24 protein-coding genes and 1 pseudogene are annotated in these 26,577 nt (G+C 38.0%); 10 read left to right on the top strand and 15 right to left on the bottom strand.

Translation table 11 applies throughout. The features are described from left to right. Positions 1-265: 265 nt before the first annotated feature. Positions 266-459, bottom strand: a pseudogene (locus HMPREF1140_RS14150) (transposase); the annotation flags it as partial. A gap of 551 nt (positions 460-1,010) precedes the next feature. Here HMPREF1140_RS14150 and HMPREF1140_RS13555 point away from each other — a divergent pair. Further along, complete coding sequence (locus HMPREF1140_RS13555; RefSeq protein WP_009663411.1) at positions 1,011-1,166, top strand: hypothetical protein; 156 nt, start codon at positions 1,011-1,013, stop codon at positions 1,164-1,166. A gap of 220 nt (positions 1,167-1,386) precedes the next feature. Here the strand turns inward: HMPREF1140_RS13555 and HMPREF1140_RS08230 are convergent, their stop codons facing one another. From HMPREF1140_RS08230 to HMPREF1140_RS08220, 3 genes are all read right to left on the bottom strand, one after another. Beyond that, a complete protein-coding gene (locus HMPREF1140_RS08230; RefSeq protein WP_009663261.1) occupies positions 1,387-1,875 on the bottom strand; it encodes a hypothetical protein in 489 nt (162 codons plus the stop codon). Then, on the bottom strand, positions 1,868-2,722 hold the full coding sequence (locus HMPREF1140_RS08225; RefSeq protein WP_009663178.1) for a PucR family transcriptional regulator: 855 nt from the start codon (positions 2,720-2,722) through the stop codon (positions 1,868-1,870). The genes HMPREF1140_RS08230 and HMPREF1140_RS08225 overlap by 8 nt, the downstream gene beginning before the upstream one ends. 94 nt (positions 2,723-2,816) lie before the next feature. Beyond that, complete coding sequence (locus tag HMPREF1140_RS08220) at positions 2,817-3,929, bottom strand: ABC transporter ATP-binding protein (protein WP_009663370.1); 1,113 nt, start codon at positions 3,927-3,929, stop codon at positions 2,817-2,819. 245 nt (positions 3,930-4,174) lie between these two features. On the opposite strand from HMPREF1140_RS08220, the gene HMPREF1140_RS08215 reads away from it, so the two are divergent. The 5 genes from HMPREF1140_RS08215 to malQ all read left to right on the top strand — a co-directional run bounded on the left by HMPREF1140_RS08215 (position 4,175) and on the right by malQ (position 10,880). Then, a complete protein-coding gene (locus tag HMPREF1140_RS08215) occupies positions 4,175-5,839 on the top strand; it encodes a glycoside hydrolase family 13 protein (protein ID WP_009663301.1) in 1,665 nt (554 codons plus the stop codon). A gap of 56 nt (positions 5,840-5,895) precedes the next feature. Next, entirely contained in the window at positions 5,896-7,248 is a 1,353-nt protein-coding gene (locus HMPREF1140_RS08210; RefSeq protein WP_009663246.1) for an ABC transporter substrate-binding protein, read from the top strand. A gap of 124 nt (positions 7,249-7,372) precedes the next feature. Continuing rightward, the gene (locus tag HMPREF1140_RS08205) at positions 7,373-8,410 is read left to right on the top strand and encodes a carbohydrate ABC transporter permease (protein ID WP_009663346.1); all 1,038 of its coding nucleotides are present in this window, start codon (positions 7,373-7,375) and stop codon (positions 8,408-8,410) included. Beyond that, entirely contained in the window at positions 8,410-9,270 is an 861-nt protein-coding gene (locus HMPREF1140_RS08200; protein WP_009663161.1) for a carbohydrate ABC transporter permease, read from the top strand. Before HMPREF1140_RS08205 ends, HMPREF1140_RS08200 begins: the two co-directional genes overlap by 1 nt. Before the next feature lie 116 nt (positions 9,271-9,386). Continuing rightward, complete coding sequence (malQ, locus tag HMPREF1140_RS08195) at positions 9,387-10,880, top strand: 4-alpha-glucanotransferase (RefSeq protein ID WP_009663385.1); 1,494 nt, start codon at positions 9,387-9,389, stop codon at positions 10,878-10,880. Between the two features lie 109 nt (positions 10,881-10,989). Here malQ and HMPREF1140_RS08190 read toward each other — a convergent pair whose 3' ends face one another. The 11 genes from HMPREF1140_RS08190 to HMPREF1140_RS08140 all read right to left on the bottom strand — a co-directional run bounded on the left by HMPREF1140_RS08190 (position 10,990) and on the right by HMPREF1140_RS08140 (position 22,014). Continuing rightward, positions 10,990-12,666, bottom strand: coding sequence for an alpha-glucosidase (locus HMPREF1140_RS08190; protein ID WP_009663204.1), 1,677 nt, complete (start codon positions 12,664-12,666; stop codon positions 10,990-10,992). Positions 12,667-12,774: 108 nt separating this feature from the next. Then, positions 12,775-13,461: a TIGR01906 family membrane protein gene (locus tag HMPREF1140_RS08185; RefSeq protein ID WP_009663290.1), complete on the bottom strand. Its 687-nt coding sequence runs from the start codon at positions 13,459-13,461 to the stop codon at positions 12,775-12,777. Continuing rightward, complete coding sequence (locus HMPREF1140_RS08180; RefSeq protein WP_009663347.1) at positions 13,461-14,078, bottom strand: V-type ATP synthase subunit D; 618 nt, start codon at positions 14,076-14,078, stop codon at positions 13,461-13,463. The genes HMPREF1140_RS08185 and HMPREF1140_RS08180 overlap by 1 nt, the downstream gene beginning before the upstream one ends. Before the next feature lie 2 nt (positions 14,079-14,080). After that, on the bottom strand, positions 14,081-15,508 hold the full coding sequence (locus HMPREF1140_RS08175) for a V-type ATP synthase subunit B (protein ID WP_009663391.1): 1,428 nt from the start codon (positions 15,506-15,508) through the stop codon (positions 14,081-14,083). A 10-nt stretch (positions 15,509-15,518) separates the two neighbouring features. Next, positions 15,519-17,285: a V-type ATP synthase subunit A gene (locus HMPREF1140_RS08170; RefSeq protein WP_009663263.1), complete on the bottom strand. Its 1,767-nt coding sequence runs from the start codon at positions 17,283-17,285 to the stop codon at positions 15,519-15,521. Next, positions 17,285-17,866 (bottom strand): V-type ATP synthase subunit E, encoded by a 582-nt coding sequence (locus HMPREF1140_RS08165; RefSeq protein ID WP_009663222.1) that lies wholly within the window; start codon positions 17,864-17,866, stop codon positions 17,285-17,287. The genes HMPREF1140_RS08170 and HMPREF1140_RS08165 overlap by 1 nt, the downstream gene beginning before the upstream one ends. 65 nt (positions 17,867-17,931) lie before the next feature. Then, entirely contained in the window at positions 17,932-18,240 is a 309-nt protein-coding gene (locus tag HMPREF1140_RS08160; protein ID WP_007595194.1) for a V-type ATP synthase subunit F, read from the bottom strand. Between the two features lie 10 nt (positions 18,241-18,250). Next, positions 18,251-18,676, bottom strand: a complete 426-nt coding sequence (locus HMPREF1140_RS08155) for an ATP synthase subunit C (RefSeq protein WP_007595196.1) — start codon at positions 18,674-18,676, stop codon at positions 18,251-18,253. Positions 18,677-18,710: 34 nt separating this feature from the next. After that, positions 18,711-20,636, bottom strand: coding sequence for a V-type ATP synthase subunit I (locus HMPREF1140_RS08150; RefSeq protein WP_009663163.1), 1,926 nt, complete (start codon positions 20,634-20,636; stop codon positions 18,711-18,713). Then, positions 20,633-21,700 carry a V-type ATPase subunit gene (locus tag HMPREF1140_RS08145; RefSeq protein WP_009663375.1) on the bottom strand — a complete coding sequence of 356 codons (1,068 nt, stop codon included), beginning with the start codon at positions 21,698-21,700 and terminating at the stop codon, positions 20,633-20,635. Before HMPREF1140_RS08145 ends, HMPREF1140_RS08150 begins: the two co-directional genes overlap by 4 nt. A 2-nt stretch (positions 21,701-21,702) precedes the next feature. Beyond that, positions 21,703-22,014, bottom strand: a complete 312-nt coding sequence (locus HMPREF1140_RS08140) for a hypothetical protein (protein WP_009663197.1) — start codon at positions 22,012-22,014, stop codon at positions 21,703-21,705. Between the two features lie 437 nt (positions 22,015-22,451). Between HMPREF1140_RS08140 and HMPREF1140_RS08130 the strand changes: the two genes are divergently transcribed. Genes HMPREF1140_RS08130 through HMPREF1140_RS08115 form a run of 4 tightly spaced genes read left to right on the top strand, consistent with a single transcriptional unit; the run spans position 22,452 to position 26,537 of the window. Then, positions 22,452-23,369, top strand: a complete 918-nt coding sequence (locus tag HMPREF1140_RS08130; RefSeq protein WP_009663267.1) for an ABC transporter permease — start codon at positions 22,452-22,454, stop codon at positions 23,367-23,369. Between the two features lie 55 nt (positions 23,370-23,424). Further along, a complete protein-coding gene (locus HMPREF1140_RS08125) occupies positions 23,425-24,471 on the top strand; it encodes an ABC transporter permease (RefSeq protein ID WP_009663228.1) in 1,047 nt (348 codons plus the stop codon). A 12-nt stretch (positions 24,472-24,483) separates the two neighbouring features. Next, a complete protein-coding gene (locus HMPREF1140_RS08120) occupies positions 24,484-25,500 on the top strand; it encodes an ABC transporter ATP-binding protein (RefSeq protein ID WP_009663234.1) in 1,017 nt (338 codons plus the stop codon). Next, the gene (locus HMPREF1140_RS08115; protein WP_009663194.1) at positions 25,485-26,537 is read left to right on the top strand and encodes an ABC transporter ATP-binding protein; all 1,053 of its coding nucleotides are present in this window, start codon (positions 25,485-25,487) and stop codon (positions 26,535-26,537) included. The genes HMPREF1140_RS08120 and HMPREF1140_RS08115 overlap by 16 nt, the downstream gene beginning before the upstream one ends. Positions 26,538-26,577 lie beyond the last annotated feature (40 nt).

The following is a 26,577-nucleotide window of genomic DNA, read 5'->3' as shown; positions in this document are numbered from 1 at the left end:
GAAACAAGGAGTTGTCGGGAAATAAGTAAATTTACTTCCCGCAGAACTAAATAGAAATATCCTGACAAATACAAGGCTTTTTGGCTTTGTGACTTTGTCAGGATATTTTGTTTTTCTATAATACTGTCTGTTTTTGTGGCATAAAACCTCCTTGGCTGAAATTTTGCTTTTGCATTTTTTACTATGCTGTTTTCTCCTGTAGTTTTCCTTCAAATTTCTTTAGTTTGGCATAGAGAAAACGATGATATTTATTTATATTTCTTCCTATTGCAAAAAGCATAAATTCTTTATAAACCTTATCCGAACAATTGGCTAACAGTCCGGAAAAATCTAAATCCTCCATAACTTTTTTAGGGTATAGACTGGATCGTCATCGGGTAAACTCAATTCATAGAAGCTAAAGTTGATTTTCTGTTGACCTATTTCAAAAAAGTCGTTATAATAATTAATTGTGAGCATAGTTACATTATAACATGTAACGGAGAAAGATGGTTATCGTTAGCCATCTTTTTTTATGTAAAAACTTAGGAAGGAGTGACTCGTTTTGAGTTACTCCTCCCTCTTTTATGGCTGCCATTTCCCGACAGCCCCTTCTTGTGGTGCTTAAAATTAAATAACTAAATTCCGGGTACTTATAGCGCTCTTGATAATTATTCTTTAAAGAAACTACTTACCTGAACTGTAACTAACATTTCATGCGTTTGTCCTGAAGACGGGCAAAAAATATTTACATTTATCATTTTAATTGTTATACTTGTATCATAAGCAGAGAAAAGAAACAATACAATCTTTTTTAAGACATTAAAATTATATATTTATAGAATTATGTAGGGAAAGGAATATGAATAGTATAAATCCTCAAAGGTATGAAAATGGAGATTGGCTAAGTTGTGTAGTATAGAAAAGGTATAATATTATATGGAGGTGTAATTATTAGAGAGAATCTTATAAAAGCAAGTTTTATTATAGGTGTTATACTTGTTGTTTTATCACCGACATTAGGTTCAGGGATGGCAGATAATTTTGTGAGAGTATATGGATCTTTTGATGTTAACTATTATGTTATGATGGTTTATAATTTCAGTTCCATGTTAAGATGCATAGGAGGGATTTTGGTGGTTCCTGCATTGTTTGAAAAGTTTTTAAAGAAGATGGAAGATGCTTGACTTTCGCATCATAAATGCCTAAAATTTTAGCTAGGTCGTTCATATGAACACCTCCTCCAAGTGTAGTTGTTGTGAACTGGGGACTTGGAGGTTTTTTTATTTATAGTAATAAAAAATGTTGAGATTGGCAAATGCCAAACCCCAACATTAATTATAGAGCCTAAAAAAGCAACCATCTGATATTACAGACAGTTGCTTTTTTTTTGTTGTTTTATAAAATTTACATAAATGCTCTTGGAGCTACACGCTTTATCATATCCAGCATATGATCATCAGGGGTGACAAACAGCAAAATGTTCTCACCGTTATTCGGAAAGATAAGACAATAAGAAGATGCCATATCCCCTGTGGAGCAGTCTATTTTCTTGCCGTTTCTTTGGCCGTTCATCTTAGGTGATGAAGTAGGGAAAGCGGTTTCCAATGTCTTTAAATCCACAATAAGTACATTCTTTCTCTTTGTCTTATTGTATATAGCATCAATAGTAAGATCTGCATTCAATAAAGAATATTCATATTCGACAGAGATTCTCGGATAAACCATATAATAAAATACAAAACCGAGTCCTACGGCAAGAATTATTGCAAACTGTATGTAGAGTGAGAGTATAAGCAAGAACACTATTGCTACAATATTGATTGCAGACAGTATAACGGCATTCGTATCAGGTTTATTCTTTTTTATAAGTAATTCATAAAATGTATCATTCATTGTTTTTCACCTTCAAAAAATTTGTAATAAGTATGGCGGTATTAAATATATTTGCACCCTGAAAAGTCTTTATATCAATACCGTATTTTTTTTCTATTTGCTCTATTCTGTAAACAAGAGTATTTCTATGCATATGCATATATCTTGCGGTTTCGGCAATACTCAGATTGTGACGGATAAAAGTATTCACAAGCTGCATGGTATCATCATCTATTGATTCACCGATATGATTTTTTAAAAACTTTTCACATACGGATTTCGGAATATTATAAATCAGTTCACCGGATCCAAGATCACCCGGACCTATTATTTTTTTATCAGAATAAAAGATCCGGCTTATAGTCAGGGCCTGACTGAGCTCTGAATATTCCTTTGTCAAAAGAGATAAATCGGTAAATATATCGCTGTATGCAATATATGCGCCGGTCATTCCTTCCGTAGCTATAACATCTATAAGAGGGTGTGCAATATTGTCTTCTCCAAGATATAAAAAGCATATATGAGTGGAATCCGTTATACAAAGATATTCCGAGCTCTTTCCCGGATAGAGCGAGGTGATTATCTTTGTAATATTATCATCTACTTTTGTCGGCACATATATAAGATAAAGTCGCATTTTGGTCTCAGGCTTTATACCAAGTGCCTTGATTGCATTTACCTGTTCCTTGTAAGGATAAAATCCGCTAAGTATATTCAAAAGAAGATTTGCGCTTGAATATTTTTCCTTGTATGCAGTGGAAAGTTTCTTTAAATCTATAAGATCTATTTCATCTTCATTTTCAATACGAAGCTTTATTCCCGTCAATTTATATATTTTATTTAATTCATTTTTAAAATCATTATTCATGACTATATTATAGCTTTAAATAATGCCTTGGTCAAAAGTATTTTACCATAATAAAATAAAGGGGTAAAAATTACCCCCTTATCATAAAAACAAATTAGTTTGTAATTGTAAGCTCTGTTTCCTTATCAAAGATATGAACTTTTTCCATATCAAGAGCGAACTTAGCGTGATCGCCTGTTCTAAGATTTGTTCTTGGATTTACTCTTGCTGTCATCTGGAATCCTTCTACATCAAAGTATAAGAATACTTCTGCACCTAAGAGCTCATAAACCTTGATATCTGACTCGATAACGCTGTCAGGTGAGCTGTTGATAAAGAGCTCTGAATCATGCATATCCTCAGGACGAATACCAAGCACTACAGTCTTACCGTTGTAAGAACCGTCTTTGAACTTGGCAATCTTTGAGATAGGAAGCTTAAGTGTATTTGCTCCAACCTTTAAGAATACATCCTCACCCTTGTTCTCAACTACAGCATCCATGAAGTTCATCTGTGGTGAACCGATGAATCCTGCAACGAAGAGATTGCAAGGAGCATTGTAAAGATTTGCAGGAGAATCAACCTGCTGAACAATACCGTCCTTCATAACTACGATTCTTGTACCGAGTGTCATAGCCTCTGTCTGGTCATGAGTAACGTAGATGATAGTAGCGCCGAGTCTTTGATGAAGCTTTGAAATCTCGATACGCATCTGTACTCTAAGCTTTGCATCAAGGTTTGAAAGAGGCTCATCCATAAGGAATACCTTAGGGTTACGAACGATAGCACGTCCCATCGCAACTCTCTGTCTCTGACCTCCTGAAAGAGCCTTAGGCTTTCTGTCAAGGAGCTTCTCAAGGTCAAGTATTCTTGCAGCTTCACGAACAAGTCTGTCTATTTCATCTTTAGGTCTCTTACGAAGTTTAAGACCGAATGCCATATTGTCATATACAGACATATGTGGATAAAGAGCATAGTTCTGGAAAACCATGGCGATATCTCTGTCCTTAGGCTCAACATCGTTAACGACCTTGCCGTCGATCTCAAGTGTACCGCCTGAGATATCCTCAAGTCCTGCGATCATACGAAGTGTTGTAGACTTACCGCAACCTGAAGGTCCTACAAAGATGATGAACTCTTTGTCTGCGATTTCAAGGTTGAAATCCTGAACAGCCTTAAAACCGTTAGGATAAACTTTTTCAATATTCTTTAATGATAAACTAGCCATATTGCCTCCTAAAATTTATACGAATTTTATGTTTCAAGTATATAAAATAAAGTGTAGGCTTTCAATCGCATGCATGACCAAAAATACATACCTTCTTTCGTCAAAATAACGAAGTGAGAAAGTGTCATATATGATTTACATAAAATAGGCATTGTGCTATGCTAAGAAAAATATATCGAGCGTAAAAAACTTAATATGATAAAGGAAGTATACGATAGATGTAAATAATATAGCGAGGTAAGAAAATGAAGAAGGCATGGTGGAAGGAAGCGGTAGTATATCAAATATATCCCAGAAGCTTTTGTGACAGCAATGGAGACGGAATAGGTGATTTAAACGGTATTACAAGTAAACTGGACTATTTAAAAGAACTTGGAATAGATGTAATATGGCTCTCACCTGTTTATAAGTCACCAAATGATGACAACGGATATGATATCAGTGATTATGAAGATATCATGACTGAGTTCGGTACTATGGATGACTTTGATAAGATGCTTGCAGCTGCGCATGATAGAGGAATCAAGATAGTGATGGACCTTGTGGTAAATCATACATCAGATGAGCATCCCTGGTTTGTTGAGAGTCGCAGTTCAAAGGATAATGAAAAGAGAGATTATTATATCTGGAAGGAAGGTAAGGACGGTAAGGAGCCTACCAACTGGGGTTCAGCATTCTCAGGTCCGGCATGGAAGTACGATGAGAAAACGGATATGTATTATCTTCATCTTTTCTCTGTAAAACAGCCTGATCTTAACTGGGAAAATCCTAAGGTCAGAAAAGAAGTCTTTGATATGATGACAAGATGGTGTGAAAAGGGCATCGACGGTTTCAGAATGGATGTTATAAGCCTTATATCAAAGCCTGAAGGATATCCTGATGCAAAGGTAGTGGGACTTTACGGAGATATGGGAATATGTGCCAACGGACCTAAGGTGCATGATTACCTTAAAGAGATGAATGAGAAGGTACTTTCAAAGTTTGATATTATGACTGTAGGTGAGACTGCGGGAGTTACTCTTGAAGAGGCAAAAAAATATGCAAATACCGACGGTAGCGAGCTTAATATGGTATTCCAGTTTGAGCATATGGATCTTGACGGCGGTGAGAAGTTTAAATGGTCCACACAGCCTATGCCGCTTGTTCCTTTAAAGGAGAATTTGAGCAAATGGCAGAAAGGACTTGACGGTGTGGCATGGAACAGTTTGTATTTTTGCAATCATGACCAGCCAAGAATCGTATCAAGACTTGGTGATGAGAGCGATGCTTACAGAGAGCTTTCAGCAAAATGTATTGCAACCTGTTTACATATGATGCAGGGTACACCTTATGTATATCAGGGTGAAGAGCTTGGGATGACCAATACGGTATTTAATTCTGTAGACGATTTCAGAGACCTTGAGTCTATCAATGCTTACAGAGAACTTGTTGAGAGCGGACTTTATACTGATGAAGATATGTTCCCTAAGATTGCACACAAGAGTAGGGACAATGCAAGAACTCCTATGCAGTGGGATGCAAGTGAGAATGCAGGCTTTACTACAGGAAAGCCTTGGATAGCCGTTAATCCTAACTATAAAAAGATCAATGTGGCGGATCAGTTAAAGAGAGAAGATTCCGTATTCCATTACTATCAAAAGCTTATCAGACTTAGAAAAGAAAATGAGATAATAGTATACGGAAATTATGAACTTTTACTTCCGGAAGATGAAAATATTTTTGCATATAAAAGAACTTTGGACAATCAAAAGCTTTTAGTGGTATGTAACTTCAGCAAGAGCGAGCAAAAGTTTGACTTCTCAGGCTATGAAAATGCTAAGGTGCTTATATCAAATTATAACAGAGATGCTAGAAAAGACGGCATATTAAAGCCTTATGAAGCGACTGTTTTATTACTTGAAAATGCATGAAAAACGTGATAAAATGTTGACAAATATAATAAAGATACTTAATGGAGGAGAATAAAATGAAAAAAAGATTCTTGAGTGTTGCAGCAGGTGTTTTAGCCGTATCTGCTATCTTGGCAGGTTGCGGTTCAGGTGCTGCAAAGAGCGACGGTGGTGCGGATAATCAGAGCAGTGCTGCAGAGACTAAGGCAGGCGAGAGCAAGGCCGACAGTGCTGCAAGCAAAGATGCCCTCAGACTTATCAACGGTAAGATTGAGATTGATGCACAGTTAAAGAAAGCTGCTGAGAAGTTCAAAGAGAAGACCGGACAGGAAGTTGTTATCGAGTCACTTGGTGGCGGTGTTGACATCCAGGGTCAGATAAAGAGCTACAAGGCTGCCGACAATATGCCTGATTTATTCGTTATCGGTGGTGACGGAGATTACGCCAACTGGACAGATATGGTTGCGGATCTTAGTGATACAGAGTTTGCAAAGAATACAGACTTTGCTTACAAGGATAAGGCAACAGGTAAGGTTGTAGGTTTCCCATATGCGGTAGAGGGATATGGAATCACATACAATGCCGATATCTTGGAGAAGGCAGGTATCGATCCGGCAACACTTACAAATTATGATGCTTTCAAGGCTGCTTTTGAGAAGCTTGACGGCATGAAGGATGAGCTTGGTATTCAGGCTGTAGCATCAGTTGCTGCAGAGGCAGGACAGATGTATTGGTCAACAGGTAACCACTTGTTCGGTTACTATTATACAGGCGGTCTTGAGAGAGGTGATAACAAGTATTTTGATATGGCAATGAAGGGTGAACTTGATGATGAGAGACTTGGTGAGTTTGCCGATATGACAGAGCTTCTTTTCAAGTATGCAGATCCACAGGTACTTGTTTCAGGAACATATGATGATCAGCTTGCACTTTGGGCACAGGGAAAGGCAGCATTTATTACACAGGGTAACTGGATTGATCCTTCACTCCCAACATACAATGTAACATTTAAGGCAGGTCTTTTACCACTTGCTTTCACAAAGTCAGATATGACAAGAATCCTTGCAGACTGCCCATCATGGTGGTGTGTATATAAGGACGGTAAGAATGTAGAAGGTGCTAAAGCTTTCCTTGACTTCCTTGCTACAGATCCTGATGCACAGGAGATTCTTGTAAAAGAAGCAGGTATGATTTCACCATATAAGACAAGTACAATAGAGCCTGAGACTCCACTTGCGGTTAGCCTTAAGAAGTATGTAGATGCAGGTGAGACATCTTCATGGGCATGGTCAAATATGCCTGAAGGACTTGCACAGAACGCACTTGGACTTGTATTTGATTCATTTGCAAAGGGAAGCATTACAAGAGATGATTTTGTAACTTTGATGAAGTCAACAATGGCTGACTACATAGCAAACAATAAGAAATAATATTTTTAAAATGCTTCGCAAATTATAGAACAGCGAGTCTTTGAAGTTTTGATGGCGACTTTTTAAAGTCGCCATTTTTTTATAGAAAGATTTTTTAAACTAAGTTTATCGAAAGGAGTGAAAATTGAATACAGATAGAAAAATAATTCCTTTGGCAATGCTGGCTCTTGGAGCAATACTTACAATTTATGCATTGATTTTAGACTTGACCGGGGCTACAGGGGAGCTTAGAGGATATATACTTATTTTGGGTGTTGTTTTACTTATATTAGGCGTATTTAAAATGCCGCATAAGAAGCACACAAAGATAGTAAATATGGTATTCTTGTTTCCGATGGTATTTACCTTTGCGGTAACAGTTATAATTCCGTTCATTTTGGGTATTATATATTCATTTACAGATTGGAACGGAATACAGGTTACAAGATTTGTCGGATTTGAAAATTACATTACAATGTTTCAGCAGTCAGACTATGTATATTCATTTGTAATTACACTTATATATACAGTTATAAATATGGTTTTGGTCAATGTTGTCGGATTTGCACTGGCACTTGTGTGTTCATCAAAGATGAAGGGTACATCTTTCTTCCGTTCGGCTTACTTTTTACCGAACCTGATCGGTGGTCTTGTACTCGGTTATGTGTGGCAGTTTATCTTCAATAAGGTATTTACAACCATATTTGCAGGTTCATTGTCAATGCTTACAGATGCAAACCTCGCATTGCTTGCTATTTTGATAGTAAATACATGGCAGTATGCCGGATATATAATGCTTATTTATCTTACAGGTCTTCAGACTGTGCCCAAGGATGTACTTGAGGCATCGGGAGTTGACGGCGCTTCAGCATTTACAACATTGTTTAAGATAAAGATACCTATGATTGCAAATACATTTACAGTATGTATATTCCTTACATTGGTAAACTCATTTAAGCAGTTTGACTTAAACCTTGCAATAACAAACGGTGCACCAAGCCGTATTATGGGACCGAAGATTATCCAGGCTACAGAGCTTTTGGCTCTTAATATTTACAATACAGCTATAAGAAAGAACAATTATGCTCTTGGTCAGACCAAGGCTGTTGTATTCTTTATAATACTTGCAGCAGTATCTTTGACACAGGTTGCAATCAGTAAGAAGAGGGAGGTAGAGCTATAATGAAAGCACAGAAATCAAGAAATTTAATCGGCAGTATTATAGGCTTTATCATAGCATTCTTTATATTATGCCCGTTCTTCCTGGTAATTATAAACTCTGCAAAAACCAGTGCGGATATAGTAATAAGCCCTATATCTTTACCTAAGAACTGGGGACAGATGCTTACAAACTTTAAGGGTGTTATAAACAATGACAACTTCAGTTATTGGAGTTCTTTCAGAAGCTCTTTGATAATCACAGTGGTTTCACTTGTGCTTTTGACATTGTTCTCATCAATGGCCGCATGGGTACTAAGTCGTCATCATAAAGAGGGTTGGTCAAACTTTATCTTTATGATGTTTGTAGCGGCTATGGTTATTCCTTTCCAGGTAGTTATGCTTCCTATACTTACAGTTTTCAAGAATATAGGAAACTTTACAGGAATACAGATGCTTTCAAGCTATAAGGGTGTAGTATTTGCTTACCTCGGCTTTGGAGGTTCCATGTCAATATTTGTATTGCACGGATTTATAAAGGGTATTCCAAAGGAGCTTGAGGAGGCTGCATGGATTGACGGTTGCTCTCCTGAAGGCACATTCTTCAGAATAATAATGCCTCTTCTTCGTCCGGTACAGATGACGGTTCTTATACTGAACGGTTTGTGGATATGGAACGACTACTTGCTTCCGTCCATTATGCTTGGACTTAACGGTAAGATTAAAACACTGCCTATCGCAGTAAGCAGCTTCGTAGGCTCTTATGTAAAGCAGTGGGATTTGATTCTTAGCGCCGCATTCCTTGCTATGATTCCTATAGTTTTATTATTCCTGATTGCACAAAAGCAGATCATTCAGGGAATGGTAGACGGAGCTATTAAATAACAGATATCAGGTTATATATAAATGCACAGGATTAATTGTGCGATAAATATTTTGACCGTAAAATATAAGCCATGCGAATCTGATTTTGCATGGCTTAAAAAATAAGGAGGAGACTAATGAGAAAAAGCGGAATATTACTACATATAAGCAGCCTTCCGGGCAAATACGGAATAGGGAGTTTTGGAAAAGCGGCATATCACTTTGTGGATAAGTTAAAAGAGGCAAAGCAATCATTCTGGCAGATATTACCTCTCGGACCTACAAGTTATGGAGACTCACCATATCAGTCATTTTCCACATTTGCAGGAAATCCATACTTTATAGATCTTGAACAGCTTATAGAAGAAGGGCTTTTGACAAAAAAAGAATGTGACGGTATAGATTTCGGCACAGATTTAAAGAAAGTGGACTATAAAAAGCTTTATGACGGCAGATTTGACCTCTTACACAAGGCATATGAGAGAGCAAAAGTTTATGAAGATGATAAATTTGCAGATTTTGTTTATGAGAATTCCAAATGGCTTTGGGATTATGCACTCTTTATGGCGCTTAAAGACTATTTTAACGGAGAGCCTTTTAATACCTGGCCGAAGGATATAAGAGAAAGATATGATTATGCCATCAATTATTATAGGGAGAAGCTTTACTTTGATATAGAATTTTATCAGTTTCTACAATATAAGTTTGATGAACAGTGGAAGAAATTAAAAGCATATGCCAATGAAAACGGCATAGAGATTATCGGCGATATTCCTATTTATGTGGCTATGGACAGTGCGGACACCTGGGCGCATAGAGAACTGTTTCAGATGGATGAAGAGGGTAAGGCTGTAGCGGTGGCCGGTTGTCCGCCTGACGGTTTTGCTCCTGACGGACAACTTTGGGGAAATCCGCTTTATAATTGGGGATATCACAGAGATACAGGTTTTAAATGGTGGATAAAGAGACTTAGAAAGAATTTTGAAAATTATGATGTTATCAGAATAGATCATTTCAGAGGATTTGATGAATATTATTCCATCCCTGCAGAGAATGAGACTGCGGCAGGCGGTCGCTGGGAGAAGGGTCCGGGTATTGAACTCTTCAATAAGATAAAGGAAAGACTTGGTGACTGTAAGCTTATAGCGGAGGATCTTGGATATGTGACCGACAGTGTAAGAAGACTTGTAAATGACAGCGGATATCCCGGAATGAAAGTCCTTGAATTTGCTTTCGATTCCAGAGATACGGGAAGTGCAAATGACTACTTGCCTCACAATTATACAAGAAACAGCGTGGTATACACCGGTACTCATGACAATGAGACTGTGATGGGATGGCTTGATGATATTACGGAAAAAGAGTATGATATGGTACTTGCATACTTTAATTTAAAGAAGTCCGATAAGAAGACCGAAGTCTGTGATGCACTTATAAGAGCGGCTATGGGAAGTGTTTCGGATACTTGTATTATACCTATACAGGACTATCTTCACTATGACCACAGGTATAGAATGAACACACCTTCCACAATAGGTAAGAACTGGATGTTCAGACTTACCGAGAATGAGATAGATGAGAATACCTGGAAGAATATCAAGTATCTGACAGAGTTGTACGGCAGAGGGTGAGAGATTAAAGATTGAAAATAAGATAAGGCTCTTTTGGAAAAAAGATATTTTTTAGTATAAAAAAAGAACCTGTCGGAGGTGTTTGTTCCGACAGGTTCTTTTAATGTTTTTAAATCTCAATAACCAAAGCCTGGTATCCTTCAAGTTTGATCTCTGTATCTGATACAAAGTCAACATTTTCCACATTGTTTAAAACAACCTTTTTACATTTTGAAGGAAGTTTTACAGTCTGCGGCTTGGTCTGGAAGTTGCCGAGTACAAGTAAAGTCTGATTATCTGAAACTCTCTTAAATGCCATAAGTTTCTCTACCTCAGGGAGATACGGTACGGTCTTACCATATACTACAGTCTCGGAATACTCCGGATTTTTTCTGAGAGCGGTAAGTTTTTTATAGTGAGAGAGCAGTGAGTCAGGATCATTTATTTGTGATGCCGCATTGATTCTCTTATAGTCAGGGCTTACCATAAGCCATGGGTTTCCTGTGGTAAATCCTGCATTTTTGCTGTCATCCCACTGGAAAGGAGTACGGCTGTTGTCACGGCTGTAATGCTTTACGGCTGCAAATGCATCTTCGGGAGACAGTCCGGCTTCTATTGCTACTTTATACTGGTCACGGGTTGATATATCATCTATCTGGTCCATAGAGGTGAAGTTTACATTCTCCATACCTATTTCCTGGCCTTGATATATAAACGGAAGTCCACGAAGCATAAACTGCATTGTACCGAGGAATTTTTTTGCGGTTTCGCTAAGCTCGTCTTCAGGGATATAGTGGCTCACACCTCTTGGCTCATCATGGTTTTCGATAATAGTGGAAATCATTCCGATATCACCGATTTTTTCCTGAGTCTCAAAGCAGCATCTCTTATAGTCGTCGGGAGTGATAGGCTTGCAGTCATACCAACCGTTTCTACTCTTTCCGAATATTGTCTCATTGAAGTCAAACATACTTGAAAAATAGCCGTCATCGCCGATGAAAAGCGGGATATCCTCTTCACGCTCGTCAAATACTTCGCCGACTGTGAAAGCATCATGCTTGGCAAATGTCTCATTTTTAAGTTCTGTAAGGAAGTCACCTACACCTATAGCATCCTCAAGCATTCTATGTGGCTCCACAAAGCCGTCTTCTCTATCCGGTGAGTAGCAATAGTCAATTATAGGGAGAGCCTTCTTTATATTTATAATGGCATCAATTCTAAAACCTGCAAGTCCTCTCTCAAGCCACCAGTTTATCATTGTATATATTTCTTCGCGAACTTTTTTGTTTTCCCAGTTGAGGTCAGGTTGCTTTTTATGGAAGAGGTGAAGATAGTACTTGTTTGTGCCGGGGATCTTTTCCCATGCACTTCCGCCAAAGTAAGAACGCCAGTTGTTAGGCTCCTTGCCGTCCTTACCTTCTTCGATATAGAAATACTTTCCATATTCTCCGTCAGGATCTTCCACAGCTTTTTTAAACCACTCATGCTCATCCGAACAGTGATTTACTACAAGGTCCATAAGGATGTACATATCCCTTTTTTTAGCTTCCGCCAAAAGCTCATCCATATCGTCCATATTTCCGAATACGGGATCTATATTGTAATAGTCTGAAATATCATAGCCCTGATCCGCAAAAGGAGAGCAGTAACAAGGAGACAACCATATTATGTCAACTCCGAGATCTTTTAAATAGTCAAGTTTTTCTATAATACCTCTCAGATCACCTATACCGCTTCCTGTGGTATCATTAAAACTTTTTGGATATATTTGATAAGCAACTTTACCATGCCACCATTTTTTCTTCATAAATAACCTCCTAAGAAAACATTTTTCTAAAGTCATAATTTATCATAATATTAAATTATATGCAAATATAAAAATAAGGTAGCTACATACACCTTATTTTCAAAAAAATTATTTAAAAATTTTCTTTAAAACCACACCGCTACCTATCATAGACAGGATAAAAGCGGAAAATACTATCATAATTCTTTTAGACATATCCATAAAGAAGCCTTGTGGCACAATATTTATCAAATTGTCGGTAGCCGGGTCAAGCATCCACAAATCATTGTTAAAAAAGATATGGTGGAAGATTATAAAATATTTTTCAAAATCTCCGGCAATAAGAAATACCAAAACGGCAGTTATGGCCAGAGTAATTAAAGTGCCGAATGTAAGTACATTTGACAGAAAGCAAAATATTTTACCCTTTAATAATTTTACCGCTATAATGCAAAGAATACTGATTGCTATAAGTATATATCTAAGATAAACAGCTCCCACAAAAAGACCTCGTACATCCTCCATATGCGCAACTTCTCTTTCATTAAAGAAGGCCGTGTCGGGGATTCCTGCAATATTTGCCTTTATATCGGAGAGTTTTTCTCTGTCACCTTTTAGATAGCTCATCATATCCTTTGTAACATTCATAAGATCGGACATTGAAATATCCACGTAGTTTGTTACGGCATATTTCTCATATTCTTTTTCATAAAATGAAAAATCTGAATATGCCGCAATTTCAATGGATGTAACCAGCACGATAAACATCAGTGAAAAGCTTAAAATAATTCCTAAAAAGAATCTAAGTATTTTCATTATGCATCCTTCCAAGACTTTATAACCTTCAACCTGGTGAATTCCTCACGATCCTTTTCTTCCAAAGCATTCGTGATATTCTTTGTGAGATTTTCATAGGTTGGAATAGTGATATTCTTTAAGGCATTGGCTCTTTTTTGAGTCTTTTTAATATTTCTTGCCAGACGATAAGCGGAATTTTCTATCATGGAAAGTCTTACAGTAAGTCTTTTTACTTCATTGAAGCATTCTCTGGCTTTATCAAGTGACTCTCTTGTAGCGTAATAAGCATATGTAGGCTCCATGGGAGAATCATCAAATCTTACAAGAGGGATTTCAGTACCCATTACCGACCTGGTCTTTATCTGTATACTGTCTTCAACAGGTACCGAACCTGCGACATCCGATACGAAGTCTATACCCAATTCGATATTTGCATACATCAGTGCCTTGTAAGCGGCACCAAAGGTTGTATCTATTTGTTTTTGGATTTCCTTAGCCTCATCAATCAATCCCATGAGCTCGCGGATAAGAATATTTCTCTTCTTATCCATCAAGCCATAGCCCTGTCTTGCCAGTGCCAGAGAGTTTTTTGAAGCTATCAAATTACCCTTTGTCGGGAATGTATTAATATTCATAATTAATCCTCTACTGCAGCAGGAACTATATCACCGTTTGCATCAAGTACTGTCGGCTTATAATACTGATCAAGTACCTTTGTATCTATTCTGTCAAGCTCGCCTCTAGGCATAAGGCCGAGAAGTTTCCAGCCGATTTCCAAGGTATCAAATATTGTTCGGTTATCATTAACAGACTGACCGATAAACATCTGCTCAAATGCTCTACCGAATATAAGATATTGTTTATCCGTATCGGACAATTCATCCTCACCGATAACTGATGCAAGTGCTCTGGCATCACCAACCTTAGAGTAGGAAGAGAAGAGCTGATTTGCCACATCCTGATGGTCCGCTCTTGTAAAGCCTTCGCCGATACCGTCCTTCATAAGTCTTGAAAGAGAAGGAAGTACTGAGATAGGAGGATAGATTGACTGACCGTTTAAGTCTCTGTCAAGAACTATCTGGCCTTCGGTTATATATCCTGTAAGGTCGGGGATCGGGTGAGTGATATCATCATTCGGCATGGTAAGTATCGGAATCTGTGTAACGGAACCGTTCACACCGTTCACAATACCCGCTCTCTCATATATGGTGGCAAGCTCTGAATAAAGATATCCCGGGAAACCTTTTCTTGAAGGAATCTCACCCTTTGAAGATGAAACCTCACGCATTGCCTCCGCAAAAGAAGTCATATCCGTAAGTATTACAAGTATATGCATGCCCTTTTCAAAAGCAAGATACTCGGCAACGGTAAGAGCCACCTTCGGAGTAATAAGTCTTTCTACAACAGGATCGTTTGCGAGATTGATGAATGTGATAACATGGTCACTAACACCGCTCTCTGCAAATGTTCTCTGGAAGAAATCAGCCACATCATGCTTTACACCCATGGCTGCAAATACAACCGCAAACTTCTCATCATCATTGTTGCTGTCACCCAAAGAAGATTGACGAACAAGCTGTGCCGCAAGCTCATCATGTGGAAGTCCGTTTCCTGAGAATATAGGTAACTTCTGACCTCTGATAAGAGTCATAAGTCCATCGATAGCGGAAATACCGGTTCTGATATAGTTTCTCGGATATTCCCTTGTGACAGGATTTAAAGGTTTTCCGTTTACATCGAGGGTCTTTTCCGCCTCTACACTTCCAAGTCCGTCGATAGGTTCTCCGATACCGTTGAAAGTTCTTCCGAACATTGCCTCGGAAACGCCTATTTCCATAGGCTTTCCTGTAAGCTTGGTATGTGTATTTCTAAGTGCCATACCGTCAGTTCCTTCAAAAACCTGTATTACCGCTTTGTCACCGTTTATTTCAATGATTTTGCCAAGACGTCTTTCTTTACCGTTTACGGTCATTTCTACAATCTCATCATAGGCAGCACCCTTGACACCCTCAAGAACTACCAGTGGTCCGTTTATGGAACTAAGTCCAAGGTATTCTATTGACATGTTTTACCTCCTATGCATTCTTTTCAAGTACTTTTTCGTAGAATGTGTCAATATCTTTTTTGTATTGATCCAACATCTCGAGCTTATCGTTAGGGACATCATACTTTATAGAAGAAACTCTGTCCCAGATACTGTCCTGATGCAAAACGCTCATAGGCATGCCCTGATGAACAAGAGCTTTTGACTTCTGATAGAGATAGAGTATTACATCCATCATTTTGTACTGTTTTATCAGCGGAACACAAGTATCATCCTTGTGGAAGGCGTTTTGCTGAAGGAAACCTACTCTTATAACCTTCGCTATATCAAGTACAAGTTTCTGATCGTCAGGCAAAACATCCGCACCGATAAGTTTTACTATTTCCATCAGAGATGCTTCCTGATTGAGTATATATACAAGCCTGTTTCTATATTCTACAAAGTTCTTATCTACATGCTCAGCATACCAAGGCGCAAGATCTGTCAGGTATTCCGAATAGCTGTCAAGCCACTGTATAGCAGGGAAATGTCTTGCATATGCAAGTCTCTTATCAAGTCCCCAGAAACAGCGTACAAATCTCTTGGTATTTTGTGTTACAGGCTCGGAGAAATCACCACCCTGTGGAGATACCGCACCGATAATTGATACCGATCCTTCACTTCCGTTTAAGTTTTGCATCATGCCGGCTCTCTCATAGAATGCTGAAAGTCTTGATGCCAGATATGCCGGGAAACCTTCCTCGGCAGGCATTTCCTCAAGTCGACCTGAGATCTCACGAAGAGCCTCCGCCCATCTTGACGTTGAGTCCGCCATGATTGCAACATCATAACCCATATCACGGTAATATTCTGCAAGTGTCAGCCCTGAATAAAGAGATGCCTCTCTGGCGGCAACCGGCATATTTGAAGTGTTTGCGATAAGGGTTGTTCTATCCATCAAAGGATTTCCGGTCTTAGGATCTATAAGCTCTGAGAACTCCTCAAGAACCTGAGTCATCTCATTTCCACGCTCACCACAACCGATATAAATAATAATATTTGCATCGGACCATTTTGCAATCTGGTGCTGTGTCATAGTCTTACCTGTACCGAATCCTCCCGGAACAGCTGCAGTACCTCCCTTTGCAAGAGGGAAGAGAGTATCAAGAATTCTCTGACCGGTAATAAGCGGAACGCTTGCCGGGAATCTCTTCTTTATAGGTCTCGGAACACGAATGGGCCAGTGCTGTGTCATTGTGATCGGAATCTCACTTCCGTCTTCAAGCTGCAATGTGAGAATCTTGTCATTTATCGTATACTCACCGTCTTCAACCACATCCAAAACATAACCCTTAAGGTTTGGAGAGAGCATTACTCTATGTAATATTGCCGGTGTTTCAGGCACCTCGGCAATTATGGTTCCTCCGTCTATAGCCTGTCCCGGTTTTACGGTTATATGTGTTTTCCAAAGTTTCTTTGTATCAAGTGAATCCACACTTACACCTCTGGAAATATAGGTTCCGTCAACCTTTGCTATCTCACTTAAAGGTCTTTCTATACCGTCAAATATATTGTTAAGGATACCCGGCGCAAGAGTTACGGAAACGGGAGCACCTGTACCTGTTACAATTTCACCCGGCTTAATGCCTCCGGTTTCCTCATAAACTTCTATGACGGTTGCATCGGAAGTAAGTCCGATTACCTCACCTACAAGATTTTCTTCTCCTACATATACCATCTCATGCATTTCAAAACCGGAATCATTTGATGTCTTTACTATAGGTCCGTTTATTGCAAATATAATACCTGTAGTTGCCATTATAGTACCTCCATATCTACATCAAATTTTTCTTTTGCTTCTGAAATCTTTTTTTCAAAAGAATTGTCAATCAGAATATTTTTTGCCGGTATAACGGCTCTCATACCGCCATGAAAAGGATATTTACTGATGGCTATATCAATATCATGTCTTACGGAAAGATCATGTGCGAGAGATTCATCATTAGGGTCTATATATATTTTCACCTCATCATTTCCCGCAAATTTCAACGCTCTTTCAATTTGTGAATCTATCAAAGCTACATATTCGGGAGTTTCCTGATACTCTGCGAGTCTTTCCTCAAGCTGTGCAAAAATCTTTTCCTTGAGCTCGGCAGCCTTTTTTCCAAGCTCCATTCGTAGTTTTATCTGTTCAAGAGCGAGCTCTTTGTTCATCTCTTTGTCAATCCTTGTGGTTTCAGTTTTGACTTCCATATCAGCAAGTCTCGTCTCACTGTTTTGGTAGTCTAAAAAGTCCTTCTCTAAAGCATTTTTATAATCTGAAAGTATTTTTTCAGCGGCGGCAATGGCATCAGCAGTGCAAGCCTCTTTAAAATGCTGTAGTTTTTCTTCTATTGTCAAGATAATACCTACCTTTTTAATCTTAATCTAAAGTTCATTTTGCAAGATTATAATCATGCAAACTGTTACAGTTTCAAGCCGATAGCTTCATTTACATAGTCTGTAATGAAGTTTTCGGATCTTCCGGTACCATGTCGATCCGGTATATCAATAAAGAGTGGTATATGTGATTCCATCTTATATTTATTTACAAGCTCGGGATAATCCTTTGAAAACTTTTCCGTGAGAAGCACAATGCCGATATCTTTGCTCTTTATAACAAAGTCAAGGGCATTTGCAAGTTCATGTTTTTCATGAACCACCACTCCTTCCACCCCTGCAAGTCTCATACCTGTAAGAGTATCCACATTATCACTTATAAGATACATTTTCATAAAATCGCCTTTATAAACGACCAAGAATCATGAATGCAACTACAAGTCCGTAAAGGCAAACACCTTCTGCAAGACCTACGAAGATAAGTGACTTACCAAGGATTGAACCGTCCTCACTGATAGCTCCAAGTGCTGCTGAAGCTGCCGCAGATACGGCGATACCGCCACCGATACATGCAAGACCTACTGAAAGAGCTGCTGAGAGGTATCCTAAGCCTGTAGCTGATGAAGCTGCTGTTTCAGAAGCTGCGTAAGCATTTCCTGATAAGAAAAATACGCATGTAATCGCCATAACACCGAAGAACATAACAACATTTCCTGCAAGGGCTTTTTTATAACGACCCTTTGTCTTTTCGCCTATCATAAATGCGATATAAGGAACTGCGATACTTAAAATAAGGGCTGCTGCAAGTGTTACTTTTACTAATGTATTCATTTTTTTCTCCTAACTAAAACATAAAAATTATTTACTATGAATAAGGTTTAAATTCTCTACCGTCACCTGTATAAAATCTTGAGAACAACTCATAATACTCAAGACGTAATACCTGTATACCTACAATTAAACCTTCCATACCCATTACAAAAATATTTCCGAGGACAACAACTATCCAGTTGATATTGCCGCTTTCAGCACCTGAAAGCATAAGCACTACTTCCATCATTGCCGCATGGCTGACTGCAAACGCACCCACCCTGACAAAGGAAAGAGAGTTTGAAAAGTAGCTTAAAAGCACTTCAAAAAGCTCAAAGAATCCCTGCAGAATAAACATGCCTACACCTCCCTCGAGATGTATCTTTTTCTTTTCCAATACAGCCGATAAAGGCTCTTTTAAGAAAATTAAAATCAAAGGAAGTACAAACATTATAAACAGAATAATTGCCGCCGGCATATGATTACCTGTCATAAAAAGGATTATGGTAATAAGTGCCGATGCATAAAATACAAGTCCTGCCACACCGTTTGCATCAAACAATGCTTCACCCGGCTCATTAAACCTAAGTTTTGTCAAAATACTTAAGATCATCATAAGTATTATTATAAACATACCCAGAGTTATAGTTACCACAAATACCGTATTTAAATTTCCGATAACGGGAAGTGCTGTCATTGCTTTTGCAGGTCTTACCCAAAGTGGCTGTATTATATCTTCAAATCCGAATATAGAACCGAATAAAAATCCGAATATTGTAGAGAAGAATCCGCATCTGGCGATAATTGCCGCAAGCCTTGATTTCTTCTTATAGGCTATAATACTTCCGAGTATTAAAAGCACAAGACCCTGTCCGACATCTCCAAACATAAAACCGAACAAAACGGAATATGTCAGAGCTATAAGTATTGTAGGATCAAATTCCTTATAATTCGGCAAGCCGTACATTTCAACAAACATTTCATAAGGTTTGAAAAGGGCATTGTTCTTTAACTTTATAGGCGGAGTGCTGCTTATTTTTGATAAATTTCTTTCCGCAAGACAGAAAGTGCTCGGCTCATTTTCAAGTTCTTTTGCCAGTTTTTCGGCATCATCTTTTGTAAGCCATCCGCATATGATATAGAAGACCTTTTTATCTTTTCTGTTATCTCTGGTGGCTGCCGCATACTTTCTGACTTCAAAGACCTTGTTGAATCTGTAAAGTACCTGATTTGCCAAAAGAAAATCTTCACGGCTGTTTTCAAGTACACTTATTATCTTATTGTCGATATTAAGTATATTGTCCTGTAACTCTTTAATTTTTTCCTGAAGCTTGGCACTTGAATATTCAGGTGTTCCATGGTACTCATCAGGCAGGAAAAATCTTTCAAAATGCATTGAAGAATATATAGCATCTATTTGCTCCGAAATGGCATCCGGTACAAAATATACACCCCAGACCTTATCATCTATTTCTCTTGCCTTGTAAAAAATAGTGTCAATACCTTCATACACAAAGGTCATAAACTTTTCATAATATTCCGTAGGCATGGAACCGAATCTGAAGTTTACATACTTAAAGTGCAGAATCTTTTCAGTGTCATAATCCAGTCCTATAAAATAGTGGACATTTTTAAGTTTTTCCTCGTATCCCGCAAGTTCCGATTCGAGTTCACTCTTTTTTTGTGATAAAGAATAGACCTTGTCTGAAATATTCCGGGTTATTTTGTCGGCCTCCTCGATACTCATGTGACGATTCGTGTGTAAACCGGTATCTTTAAAGTATTCTTTCAGTTCCTGCGATCTTGCCAAGATGTCTTTATAAGGATTGCTTTCATTGAAGGCATGCAATTCTTTGACATTTTTCAGTTCTGAAAGAGCATTTTCCAACTGAAAATCATACTTACTGATATAGGTTTCTATGATTCTGTCAATATCGTCTTTCGGGCCTGTGATATTCAAGAATTCCATTCTCTCAATCATGCGAAAGACCTCCTTGTTTCAAGTTTTAAAATATTAGAGACAATATCTTCCGGAGGAAGCGAATATCTTATGGACTCTATTATCTCTATAACTCTGCTTATCTCAAGTTCCCTGGAATACAGATAGTAGCTGAGGCTTGCCAAAGAATACGGATTATCCTTCTTATGTTTGCTATACAGATATTCCAATGTCCTCATAGAAAATTCTTCTATGCCGGGTTTGTACTTAAAAAGCTTTGCAGACAACTTTCCATAGTATGAATTATCAAATATTACAAAAAACTCATCAAGATTTTCGGCCTCAACCATTTGCTTTATTTCATCTGCGCTTATCTTGTAATAATGCGGGATGAGGGTGGCATACACCTTTGTATTACTTACTTTATAATACTTCTTGGTTCTGTATATCCATTGCATATTAAGGAAATCACATCTTGTTCCAAGGATTGAGAGTACTTCTTTGCTTTCATCACCTTTAAGCTCTTTTTGCGCAAATTTGAAACAAATCTCAAAATAATAAGAGTCAAGAGCAAGCGCATAGTCAAATATATTGGTACTTCCGGTAGACAATACATGATTTGTACAATCATAATATTCTGTATTTTTCAGAGAATCAACGAATTGTGATACGTCCTGTGCAGACATAAGTTCATCGATGCTCAGATTTGTTTTTGTACCCATATACTTGGAATATGATTTTAAATCCAAAGATGTCGGTCTATGACTGAGAATGTCTCGCAGTATACGCTTTAAGACATAAATTGTATTGTACATAGACACTAAATTCAGATATTTTCTTGGAGTACCCGAGTTAAACTTGTAGAGTCTTGAAAACTCTTCCAGATTACTTAACAATAATATTTGCTCGATATCCTCACGATGCAATGTATTGATGTCGACTTTTTTAAATGCATCACGGTAGTATTTATAATGCATAAGCTCATTCATTGCATCAGTGATGGTTTCGCATTCACATAGTGATTTGAAACCGTCAATACTTATTAAATCACTTGACATCGAACGAATTTTAGTGGTAAGGGAAGAGTATTTAAATAAATTTCCCATGGCTACTCCTTAATCATATTTGAGAATAGCATATCCACATATTTATCATGGTGAGTGTCATACATGTCTTGCAGATTCATAAAGGCCTTCTCAGACTGTTGCTTGAGTTCGGAAATCTTTTTTTCTTTAGACAAATTCATAGATTCCTGCAACTCGGCAATTCTTGCCTTTGTCTTAGCATCAAGATCCTGCTTCCAAAGCTCTTTCCTGGCGTTAATCTCAGCAGCGATTTCCTTTTTCTTTTGAACGGCATCATCAACGTAACTTTGAGATGAGTCTTCTATTTCAGAAAGCCTGCTTATTATATCATCCATAAAACCTCCTTAGTAAATAGTATTATGTGATATACCATGTAAGGCAAACCACTCAAATATATTTCAGGCTACTTATGTGGTACATTTAATAGGAAGAAACACATTTGTCAAAAATATCATATACCTTTTTTAAAAAAAGTAAAGGGATATATTGCATAAAGAAGATAAAGAAAATATAAAGAAATATAAAACTGAAATTGCAAAAAAAATCATGTATTTTATTGACAAACATAAGTGCACGCTATACGAACAGAGTCTTGAAAAAGATAATAGAATAGTGTATAATTGTGTAGGAAGTAGGCAATATTCAGCAACGGTGCTTGCCTACTATTTTTTGTACAAGCTTTTATTTCTATGTGAAAATATCTAAAAGCATAAAATATTGGCAAAATACTTTAATAACTTATAGAAAAATAAAAAGTAAAGGAGAGGAAATCGTGTTAAAGTATATTATCAAAAGGTTGATATTCGGAATAGCAACAATATTCATCGTATCAACCTTGACTTTTTTCCTGATGCAACAAGTTCCGGGTGGACCTTTCGCTGCGGATAAGTCAATTTCAAAAGCGGCTCAAAAAGCATTGGAGGTAAAATATGGCCTTGATAAGCCTATCACAGTGCAGTATATAAATTATTTTAAAAATGCATTGAAAGGTGATTTTGGAATAAGTATAAAGCAAAGAGGAAGAGACGTAGCTCAGATAATATCCACAAAATTTCCTGTTTCTGCCAGAGTGGGTGGAATATCTATAGTCCTTGCATTAATATTCGGAGTGCCTTTGGGTTCCATTGCCGCACTTAACAGAGGAAAGGTACTTGACAGACTTATTATAATGTTTGCAACTTTGGGAATAGCGGTACCGAGTTTCGTTGTTTGTACTATTCTAATGTACTTCTTAGGCGTAAAGCTTGAACTTTTGCCTACATATGGACTTACATCACCGTTAAACTACATTATGCCGGTACTTGCGCTTTCATTTTATCCTACAGCTTATATTGCAAGACAGATGAGATCTTCAATGCTTGACGTACTTGGACAGGACTATATGAGAACAGCAAGAGCAAAGGGTCTCTCAGAGAATGTTATTTTGTTTAAGCATGCGCTCAGAAATGCTATTTTGCCTATCATTACATATATGGGTCCGCTTGTAGCGTATACACTTGTAGGAAGCTTTGTTGTAGAGAAGATATTTACCATTCCGGGACTTGGGGGTGAATTTGTAAGTTCTGTTATAAATCAGGACTATACAGTTATCATGGGAACCACCATATTCCTGGCAACTCTTATTATTTTTATGAACGTAGTGGTAGATATCACATATACGATCGTAGATCCTAGAATAAAACTTAAGTAAAGCCTATAAGAAAGGAGAAGGTTGTCACAAGTACTTTGTGGCATCCCTATATATAATGAGCAAACATATTATTTCAGGGCATTTAAATTTATCGCCTGAAGATTTTTTGCCTGCCAGCAAAGAAGAAAAAGAAAGTCTGGTAGTGATGCGTCAAAGTGTCAGCTTCTGGCAGGACGGATTTCGAAGACTTTTAAAGAATAAAGTGGCACTTGCATCTTTGGCAGTATTTTTTGTTATATTGATACTTGCATTTATAGTGCCGATATTTTACCCATATAACTATGCAATACAGTTAAAGGGTAGTGAGAGACTTATGCCTATGCAGTATTCTGCAGGAGAACTTGCAAGAATCGCTGCAGGAGAGAAGGTATTTCCACATATACTAGGAACTGACAGTCTTGGAAGAGACTATGCCATAAGAGTAATGATGGGAGCCAGAATTTCACTTATAGTAGGACTTTTGGCATCATTTATCGTGCTTATAATCGGTTCAATTTACGGTTCCGTTGCGGCATTTACCGGCGGATGGGTTGACCTTATAATGATGAGAATTGTAGATATAATATATACAGTTCCTGATATATTACTTATAATACTTCTTACATTTGCGCTTAAGAAGCCTATGAAGCTTTTGGCGTCTGCACCTGGATTTGGTTGGATCAATGTTCTCGGTATAAACCTTATAAGTATATTTATAGTTTTTGCCCTTCTTTACTGGGTAGGTATGGCAAGAATTGTCCGTGGACAGATACTTGTATTAAAGGAGCAGGAGTATGTAACAGCTGCAAGAGCACTTGGTGCAAAGAGCGGCCAGATTATCAGAAAGCACTTGCTTACAAATACTATCGGTACATTGATTGTTACAACTACATTGCAAATACCTTCTGCTATATTTACAGAAAGTTATTTGTCATTTTTGGGACTTGGTGTGGCTGTTCCTATGCCGTCTCTCGGTTCACTTGCTTCCGATGCAATAACAGGATTGCAGTCATATCCACATCTTTTGTTCGCACCGGCAATACTTATCAGTTTGATAATACTTAGTCTTAACCTTTTGGGAGACGGACTCCGTGATGCATTTGACCCTAAGCTAAAGAATTAAAGGAAGGTAATTATGAGTAAACATCTTGTAGATATAGAACATGAGAGACTTTCCTTCTTTACTCCGGCAGGAGAGGTGAAAGCCTTAGATGATGTTTCCTTCTATGTAAACGAAGGAGAAGTGCTGGGAGTAGTAGGAGAGTCAGGCTCCGGAAAGAGTGTTACAAGCTATTCTCTTATGGGGCTTATAGCAAATCCGGGAAAGATCATAGGTGGAGATTTATACTTCAACGGATATCATATCAATGAAATGAGTGAAAAAGAAATGAGAAAAATCCGTGGAAATGAAGTTTCAATAATTTTCCAGGATCCTATGACCAGCTTGAATCCGGTATATACTATCGGAAACCAGATAATGGAAGTTATACTTCTGCATACAAATAAGAATAAAAAAGAGGCTAAGGAAAGAGCAAAAGAGCTTCTTACTTTGGTAGGAATAAACGAGCCTGATAAGAGACTTAAGCAATATCCTCATGAGCTCTCCGGAGGTATGAGACAGAGAGTTATGATTGCGATGGCGCTTGCCTGCGAGCCTAAACTTCTGATAGCGGATGAGCCTACAACAGCGCTTGACGTTACTATTCAGGCACAGATTATAGAGCTTATGATTGAGCTTAAGAATAAGCTTGGCATGGCAATTATTATGATTACACATGACCTTGGTGTAGTTGCAAATATCTGTGACAGAATAGCGGTTATGTATGCGGGAAAAATTATAGAGAGCGGTCTTACAGACGATATTTTTTACAATCCTAAGCATGAATATACAAAGGGACTTTTAAAGAGTATTCCTAAGATGTATGAGGCTGATTATGAAAGACTTGTACCTATCGAAGGTACACCGGTGGATATGCTTAATCCGCCGAAGGGTTGTCCTTTTGCTTCCAGGTGTGATTCTTGTATGAAGATATGCTTAAGAGAAATGCCGCCTGTTAAGGATTTCAGTGAAACTCATTATTCACAGTGTTGGTTAAATGAGTTGGAAGAAGATAATAATACAGAGGGAGAATCAGTATGTCTGAAAAAATAATTAGAGTTGAACATTTACAACAATTCTTCCCTGTTGGAGGTTTTGGTAAAAATAAAAAATATGTAAGAGCTGTGGATGACGTTTCTTTCTATATTGAAAAGGGAGAAACTCTGGGACTTGTAGGAGAGTCGGGTTGCGGTAAAACCACAACAGGTAGATCTTTACTTAGACTCTATGAGCCTACAGACGGAAGAATAATGTACAAAGACCAAGTGCTTTTTGACAGCGGAAAGGTACCTCTTGTAGATGAGAACGGTAATGATATTATCGAAAACGGTGTACCTAAGCTTGGAAAAAAGACAGCGGTAAATATGTATCCTTACAGAAAAAAACTTCAGATAGTTTTCCAGGATCCTTATGCATCACTTGATCCGAGAATGACAGTCGGAGATATTATCGGTGAAGCTATCGATATCAATAAGATTGCGGCTTCAAAAAAAGACAGACAGGACAAAATTATTGAAGTTTTAAAGACTGTAGGTCTTAACTCCGAGCATGCCAACAGATATCCTCACGAGTTCTCAGGAGGACAAAGACAAAGAGTAGGTATTGCAAGAGCGCTTGTAGTAGATCCTGACTTTATCGTTGCAGATGAGCCTGTATCAGCACTTGACGTTTCCATTCAGGCTCAGGTTGTAAATATGTTTGAGGATTTACAAAAGGAAAGAGGGCTTACTTATCTGTTTATCGCTCATGACCTTTCTATTGTAAATCATATAAGTAACAGAATCGGTGTTATGTATCTTGGAAGAATGGTCGAGCTTGCAGATTCAGGAGAGATTATATTCAGACCGCTTCATCCATATACAAAGAGTCTTATCTCTGCAATACCTGTAGCAGATCCTAAGGTATCAAGAGAAAGATCGAGAATTGTACTTGAAGGTGAAGTGCCTTCACCTCTTAATCCGCCAAGCGGATGCCATTTCAGAACCAGATGTAAATATGCTACAGAGCAGTGTGCAATGGAAGTTCCGAAGTGGAGAGAAGTGGAAAAAGGACATTTTGTAGCCTGCCACAATATTGAGAGGATAAACTAGAAATTAGAACCTGTTGGTTTTGATAAAAATATTTAGGAGG

The organism is Lachnoanaerobaculum sp. ICM7 (genome assembly GCF_000287675.1).
Lineage (GTDB): Bacteria > Bacillota > Clostridia > Lachnospirales > Lachnospiraceae > Lachnoanaerobaculum.
This window is presented reverse-complemented; position numbering and strand designations above follow the sequence as displayed.

Excerpts from the sequence above, each read along its gene's own strand:
- HMPREF1140_RS08200 (WP_009663161.1), top strand. The coding sequence starts at position 8,410 with ATGAAAGCACAGAAATCAAGAAATTTAATCGGCAGTATTATAGGCTTT.
- HMPREF1140_RS13555 (WP_009663411.1), top strand. The coding sequence starts at position 1,011 with ATGGCAGATAATTTTGTGAGAGTATATGGATCTTTTGATGTTAACTAT.
- HMPREF1140_RS08215 (WP_009663301.1), top strand. The coding sequence starts at position 4,175 with ATGAAGAAGGCATGGTGGAAGGAAGCGGTAGTATATCAAATATATCCC.
- HMPREF1140_RS08140 (WP_009663197.1), bottom strand. The coding sequence starts at position 22,014 with ATGGATGATATAATAAGCAGGCTTTCTGAAATAGAAGACTCATCTCAA.
- HMPREF1140_RS08225 (WP_009663178.1), bottom strand. The coding sequence starts at position 2,722 with ATGAATAATGATTTTAAAAATGAATTAAATAAAATATATAAATTGACG.
- HMPREF1140_RS08185 (WP_009663290.1), bottom strand. The coding sequence starts at position 13,461 with ATGAAAATACTTAGATTCTTTTTAGGAATTATTTTAAGCTTTTCACTG.
- HMPREF1140_RS08160 (WP_007595194.1), bottom strand. The coding sequence starts at position 18,240 with ATGAAAATGTATCTTATAAGTGATAATGTGGATACTCTTACAGGTATG.
- HMPREF1140_RS08170 (WP_009663263.1), bottom strand. The coding sequence starts at position 17,285 with ATGGCAACTACAGGTATTATATTTGCAATAAACGGACCTATAGTAAAG.
- HMPREF1140_RS08150 (WP_009663163.1), bottom strand. The coding sequence starts at position 20,636 with ATGATTGAGAGAATGGAATTCTTGAATATCACAGGCCCGAAAGACGAT.
- HMPREF1140_RS08210 (WP_009663246.1), top strand. The coding sequence starts at position 5,896 with ATGAAAAAAAGATTCTTGAGTGTTGCAGCAGGTGTTTTAGCCGTATCT.
- HMPREF1140_RS08220 (WP_009663370.1), bottom strand. The coding sequence starts at position 3,929 with ATGGCTAGTTTATCATTAAAGAATATTGAAAAAGTTTATCCTAACGGT.
- HMPREF1140_RS08120 (WP_009663234.1), top strand. The coding sequence starts at position 24,484 with ATGAGTAAACATCTTGTAGATATAGAACATGAGAGACTTTCCTTCTTT.
- malQ (WP_009663385.1), top strand. The coding sequence starts at position 9,387 with ATGAGAAAAAGCGGAATATTACTACATATAAGCAGCCTTCCGGGCAAA.
- HMPREF1140_RS08115 (WP_009663194.1), top strand. The coding sequence starts at position 25,485 with ATGTCTGAAAAAATAATTAGAGTTGAACATTTACAACAATTCTTCCCT.
- HMPREF1140_RS08230 (WP_009663261.1), bottom strand. The coding sequence starts at position 1,875 with ATGAATGATACATTTTATGAATTACTTATAAAAAAGAATAAACCTGAT.
- HMPREF1140_RS08190 (WP_009663204.1), bottom strand. The coding sequence starts at position 12,666 with ATGAAGAAAAAATGGTGGCATGGTAAAGTTGCTTATCAAATATATCCA.
- HMPREF1140_RS08155 (WP_007595196.1), bottom strand. The coding sequence starts at position 18,676 with ATGAATACATTAGTAAAAGTAACACTTGCAGCAGCCCTTATTTTAAGT.
- HMPREF1140_RS08125 (WP_009663228.1), top strand. The coding sequence starts at position 23,425 with ATGAGCAAACATATTATTTCAGGGCATTTAAATTTATCGCCTGAAGAT.
- HMPREF1140_RS08145 (WP_009663375.1), bottom strand. The coding sequence starts at position 21,700 with ATGGGAAATTTATTTAAATACTCTTCCCTTACCACTAAAATTCGTTCG.
- HMPREF1140_RS08175 (WP_009663391.1), bottom strand. The coding sequence starts at position 15,508 with ATGTCAATAGAATACCTTGGACTTAGTTCCATAAACGGACCACTGGTA.
- HMPREF1140_RS08180 (WP_009663347.1), bottom strand. The coding sequence starts at position 14,078 with ATGAATATTAATACATTCCCGACAAAGGGTAATTTGATAGCTTCAAAA.